5 protein-coding genes and 1 tRNA gene are annotated in these 5,530 nt (G+C 62.3%); 2 read left to right on the top strand and 4 right to left on the bottom strand.

Features of this window, described 5'->3' with window-relative positions:
• Window positions 1–210 precede the first annotated feature (210 nt).
• Both GNK13_RS16970 and GNK13_RS21525 read left to right on the top strand, forming a co-directional pair.
• Window positions 211–612, top strand: coding sequence for a fasciclin domain-containing protein (locus tag GNK13_RS16970; protein ID WP_315852998.1), 402 nt, complete (start codon window positions 211–213; stop codon window positions 610–612).
• A gap of 82 nt (window positions 613–694) precedes the next feature.
• Window positions 695–898: a hypothetical protein gene (locus GNK13_RS21525; RefSeq protein WP_203329112.1), complete on the top strand. Its 204-nt coding sequence runs from the start codon at window positions 695–697 to the stop codon at window positions 896–898.
• Between the two features lies 1 nt (window position 899).
• Here the strand turns inward: GNK13_RS21525 and GNK13_RS16960 are convergent, their stop codons facing one another.
• The 4 genes from GNK13_RS16960 to GNK13_RS16945 form a co-directional block, all read right to left on the bottom strand.
• Window positions 900–2,252, bottom strand: coding sequence for a DUF1501 domain-containing protein (locus tag GNK13_RS16960; protein WP_235935286.1), 1,353 nt, complete (start codon window positions 2,250–2,252; stop codon window positions 900–902).
• Between the two features lie 11 nt (window positions 2,253–2,263).
• Entirely contained in the window at window positions 2,264–4,702 is a 2,439-nt protein-coding gene (locus GNK13_RS16955; RefSeq protein ID WP_164103747.1) for a PSD1 and planctomycete cytochrome C domain-containing protein, read from the bottom strand.
• 166 nt (window positions 4,703–4,868) lie between these two features.
• Entirely contained in the window at window positions 4,869–5,225 is a 357-nt protein-coding gene (locus tag GNK13_RS16950; protein ID WP_235935284.1) for a four helix bundle protein, read from the bottom strand.
• Between the two features lie 82 nt (window positions 5,226–5,307).
• Window positions 5,308–5,381 (bottom strand) — tRNA-Pro (locus tag GNK13_RS16945).
• Window positions 5,382–5,530: the final 149 nt, after the last annotated feature.

Below are 5,530 nucleotides of genomic sequence, written 5' to 3'. Positions count from 1 at the left end.
TTTAACGGCAAGCCGAAGGCGACTGTGTTTTAAAAAGCAGTCGCCTTCGGCTTGCCGTTAAACGATTTTTCTGCGAGCCGTCCCGCTCCGAACCCATCCAAAGTGGCGCTGTCCAGCTAGCCCCTGTCACAAAACCCTGAGCCGACGGCGCTAGCCGCGGGTTCTGCGGCGGATGGCCCGAGGCTCGCGAAGGCGGAGGAGAAAAAGGACATCGTCGACACGGCGGTGAGCGCGGGAAATTTCAAGACCCGAGTGACGGCGGTCAAGGCAGCCGACTTGGTTGAGACGCTCAAGGGGGAGGGGCCCTTTACCGTGTTTGCTCCGACCGATGAAGCGTTCGCCAAGTTGCCCGAGGGAACGCTCGAGTCGTTGCTCAAGCCCGAGAACAAGGAGAAGCTGGTCAGCATCTCGACCTACCATGTGGTACCGGGGAAAGGGATGGCCAAGGACGTCGTCAAACTCAAGATGGCCAAGACGGTCCAGGGCTCGTCGGTGAAGATCACCGTCAAAGATGGCAAGGTCATGGTCGACGACGCGAACGTCGTAAAAACCGACATCGGAGCGAGCAACGGGGTGATCCACGTGATCGACTCGGTGATCCTCCCCAAATAAGTTTCAGCATGGCCGCGGAATGGAGCGAGGCCGAGGACTTGCGTCGACCTCGCTTCGTCCGCGCGTCGCAAAGGAAACCGATTTGCCAGCTTCGCTGTTGCCCCGCATCGCCAGCGGTGATTCGACCTTCATTGCCACTCTGGCGCGGCGTCGGCTGATCGACCGGCTGCGGAAGTTCAAACGGGAGTTGGAGGATCCCTACATGTTCGCCGTAACGATCGAGAAGCCAGGCGGAGTGGTGGTCTCCTCCCGAGAACGCCTGCCGCTGATTGCCAAGGTCGAGTGAGTTAGCTGAGGAGATCGCGTACGATCCGGCCGTGGACGTCCGTCAGACGGAAATCACGACCGGCGTGACGGAAGGTCAGCCGCTCGTGGTCGATGCCCATCTGGTGCAGGATGGTGGCGTGCAGGTCATGCACTTCCACGGGATCTTCCACCGCATATTTGCCGATTTCGTCGGTCGCCCCGTGCACGTGGCCGGCGCGGAAACCGCCGCCGGCGAGCCACACGCTGAAGCAGTCACGGTGATGGCCGCGGCCGTTTTTGCCTTCGCGGTGAGGCGTGCGTCCAAACTCGGTGGCCCAGACCACGATCGTCTCGTCGAGCATCCCGCGTTGCTTCAGGTCGCTGATCAGTCCCGCCGTGGGCTGGTCGACATTCGCGGCCAACTCGGCGTGCTCTTTCATCTCGCCATGCGAATCCCAGTTGGGACGCGAGCCGGTATCGATCAGCTCGATGAAGCGGACGCCTCGCTCCACCAGCCGGCGGGCGACTAAGCACTGCCAGGCGAAATCGGCGCCAGGCCCTTTGGTGGGGCGGTCGAGCCCATAGAGACGGCGAATGTGTTCGGGCTCTTGGCTGAGGTCAAAAGCTTCCGGCGCCGCCTGCTGCATCTGAAACGCAGTCTCAAACGCTTGGATGCGGGCGGCCAGTGCGGTGTCGTGCTGCCGATTGCGAAAATGTTTTTGGTTCAGCTTATCGACAAGATCGAATTCCAGTTCCTGAAGCGGGCCGCTGGAACCGGGGGGCTGCAGGTTTGCAATCGGATTGTCGCCGGGTAGCACTCGCGTGCCTTGATGCACCGCGGGTAAAAAATCGCTGGCGTAGACCTGGGTGCCGCCGTAGGGGAGGTGAGGGGCGATGACGATGAAGCTGGGCAGATTCTGATTGAACGTCCCCAAACCGTAACTGATCCAGGACCCCATGCTCGGCCGGGCAAACGTGGGCGAGCCGGTGTGCATGCCGAGGGTGGCTTCGGAGTGGTCGAAGTGGGACGCCTTCATCGAGCGAATCAAGCAGATCTCATCCATCACCTCACGCAGGTGAGGGAAGATGTGGCTCACTTCGGTCCCGCACTTTCGGTTCGGCCGGGCACCGAAGATGTTTCCCATCAGTTTGTCCGCCCCAGTGCCATCGCGGCCGCCGGTGATCGGCTTGGGATCGAACGTGTCGATGTGTGACACGCCTCCCGTGGCGTAGATCATGATCACCGATTTCGCTGGCCCCTTCGTGTGAGGGGTTTTGGGCCGCGTTGGGTGGTCTTCCGCGGCGAGCAGCTCCGACATCACGCCGGGCATCAGCAACGAGCTGCCAAGCAGGGAACGGAGCAACTCGCGGCGGTGCAGAGGGGAGTGAGTCACGGGGGTCCAACCTAATCCAGGTACAGGAACTCGTTTAGACGCAGGAGGCTGCGAGTCAGGCTGGTCCATGCTGCCTGCTGGCGATCCGCGTCCTCCGCCAAACGCTGCCGAACCGCAGCGAGGTGCTCGCCCATCAAAGCGGACTCGTCCGGGGTGGGAGCGCGGCAGAGGATCGTGTGGAAGGCGTGGCGGAGACGTTGCTCGTCGCTCCACGACGGCTCGAGGAGCTGCTGAGCGAATTGATCCGCCCGGTCGTGCACAAACTCATCGTTGACGAAATACAACGCCTGAAGGGCCGTCACCGATTGGTCTCGGTCGCTGGTGCAGGCGTTGCGATTGGGGCCGTCGAAGGTCTGAAAGTAGGAGTCCGCGGTCAGCCGTCGGGTCATCAAGTAGACGCTGCGCCTTTGGCTCGGATAGGCTTCCTTGAACGGATGGTGTTGAGTGAAGCTCCATTTGCGCTGGGGCGGGAACGGATGCGGTTCGCTTTGCAGTGTGCGGTCGAGCGAGCCGGTGATCGACAGTAGCGTATCGCGGATCGACTCGGCATCGAGCCGTTGGCGGTTGAACTTCCAGTACTGGTGGTTCTCCGGATCCAGCTGGAGATTGTCCACGCGGTCCTGGCTGGAAAGCTGGTAGGTCCGCGAAGTTAGAATCAAGCGGTGGAGGTGCTTGATCGACCAGCCGCTACGGATGAATTCGCCGGCCAGCCAGTCGAGCAATTCTGGGTGCGTGGGCGGTTCGCCACGGAGACCAAAATCGCTGCTGGTCGCCACAAGTCCCTGGCCGAAGTGCCGCTGCCAAACGCGATTGACGATCACGCGGGCGGTCAGCGGATTTTCGGGGCTGGTAATCCAACGGGCCAATTGCAGCCGACCGCTGGTCGTCGCGGCTACTTCTTCGGGCAATTGCTGGCCGCCGAGGATCTCGGGGAAATGGCGAGGGACGTCGGCTCCGAGCCGATCGGGTTCGCCCTTGATCTGAATCCGAGCGTCGACCGGGTCGCCGTCTTGCACCGCGTAGGCCGAGGGGACGGGGGGAATTTGTTTGAGGTGGTCGGCGAGCTTTTTGCCAGCATTTCTCGCTTTGAGCAGCATCGCGTCGAGTTCCTCACGCATCTTCCGCTGCTCCGCGACCGTGGCTCGGCTCGACTCGGCCGCGATTTCCAACGCCTTGAGGTCACAGGCGTTCAGTAATCGCTCGAGCTCGGCAGTCAGCTGATCGGACTTTTGCTGGTACGGCCCGAGCACCTCGGCTGCTTGGCGATCCGAGACGAGCGGAACAAAATCCCTTTGCGTCGAGAACAGTTCGATCCCAGGGAACGGATAGCGCGTGCTGGCAAAGATCCCGTAGAGACCGTAGTAGTCACGCGTGCTGATCGGGTCGAATTTGTGATCATGGCATCGGGCACACGCGACGGTCAGCCCCAGCATGGTGCGGCCGAGATTGTCGATCGTATCTTCGATTGTGAGGTGCCAGGGGTAGCGTTCGACGAGCGAACCGAAACGCCGCGCCATGGCGAGGTAGCCCGTGGCGATTGTCTGCCGATTCCGTTGCTGCTGCGAATCGGCAGGCAAGAGGTCACCGGCGATTTGTTCGGTCAGAAAACGGTCGTACGGCAGGTCCTGATTGAACGACTCGATGATGTAGTCGCGATACAGGTAGGCTTGGGGGATTGGGTAATCGGAGTTGTCTCCGGCGGTATCGGCGTAGCGGACCCAGTCCATCCAGTGCCGCCCCCAGCGTTCACCGTAGGCCGGGCGGCTGAGCAGCCGGTCGACCAAATCTTGGCACGCTCCGTCGATCCCGGTCGGTGACTCCGCGGCCGCGAGGAACAGTCGCACCTCGTCCGGGGTGGGCGGCAGCCCAGTCAATCCGTAGGAAATGCGGCGAATCAGCGTTGCCGGATCGGCGTCGGGCATCGCGGCCAAGCCGGCGGCCTCACGGCGGGCTTGGATGAAGCGATCGAGCGGGTTCCGCGGCCAACGCTCGTCCTGCACCGGTGGCGGCGCGGGGTTGGAGAGCGGCTGGAAGGACCAGTGCCGGCTGGTCAATTTCGCGGACTCAGGCTGGCCGGCACTCTCGGGCCACGGGGCGCCCTGGGCAACCCACCGCCTCAACAGCTCGATCTCCGCACTGCTCAGCCGCTCGCCCTCGGGCGGCATCTGGTCGCTCTCGTCGCTCGAGAGGACACGCCGTAGCAGTTCGCTCTGTTCTGGTTTGCCAGCGAGAACCACGTAGCCACCGGAATCCGCCTCATCGAACAGGCTGGACGGGTCGTCGAAGCTGAAGCCGCCGTTTCGTTCTTCGGCTCCGTGGCACTCGGCGCAGTGCTGCTGCAAAACGGGTTGGACGTCGCGGAGGAAATCGACTTTCTCTGCAGCGCGTCCGGCGAGCGGGCAGAGGCCCAGCCAACAGGCGGCGGTGACGATCCAGCAAACCCGGCTCATGCTTTTGCCCCGCGTGACGCCGTCCCGAAGCGCACTGCAGCGATGCAGACGACCGCCGATTGTATCGCGAACGAGCGGGCGAGTAAAAATTCGCCGCGGAATCAAGGGCCGGAGCAACAGCACCCGCGAGACGGCCCGGGCAGCCAGCGAAGAGGGCAATCAGATTTTACGATAGCAGTGGCACGCACTCTTGAACCGAGCCACGGGCGATGATGAAGAAGTTTTTCCGGTCGGCCTTGGTGAAGCGTCCGTTGCCTTCGGCGATGTTGGCCGAGATAGAGAGCGAGGCACGGTTGAGCTGATCGACGAGAAAACCGTAGCCGCGGGAGAATTGCTCGGTGGATGCGCAGATCTGCTCAGCGAAATCGACGGCCTTTTGGTAGACCAGCAGCTTCTCGAACTGGAAAGCCATCCCGCTGCCCCGGGAGAAGAGAGTAGAGCAGTAGAAAGTAGACCGAGTCGAGAAGAGAAAACTGGTTTGCGCCACAAGCGCCGGTCTCTCCGGCAACACGGTCACCGCCACCAGCTCTACTGTTCTACTTTCTCTTCTCTACTCTCTACTTGGGCTCGGTTCTTCGAGCTCCGCTCGAAGAACCGAGCCCAAGTCGGGGCGACTGGATTCGAACCAGCGATCTCCTGCTCCCAAAGCAGGCGCGATACCAGGCTTCGCTACGCCCCGCGGTCGGCCGCAAGTATAGCGCTCCTGCCGCTGGGGCGGAAGCCACGTTGGGGCCGACAGGAGAGGGGGCGGGAAAGTAGCGGCCCCCTCAGCCGCTAATTCAGGCTCTGTCAGAAAATCCGGCGATCTCTCTCTTTTGAGCCGTCGGC

Source organism: Candidatus Laterigemmans baculatus, from assembly GCF_010367455.1.
GTDB lineage: Bacteria > Planctomycetota > Planctomycetia > Pirellulales > Pirellulaceae > Laterigemmans > Laterigemmans baculatus.
This window is presented reverse-complemented; position numbering and strand designations above follow the sequence as displayed.

Excerpts from the sequence above, each read along its gene's own strand:
- GNK13_RS16955 (WP_164103747.1), bottom strand. The coding sequence starts at position 4,702 with ATGAGCCGGGTTTGCTGGATCGTCACCGCCGCCTGTTGGCTGGGCCTC.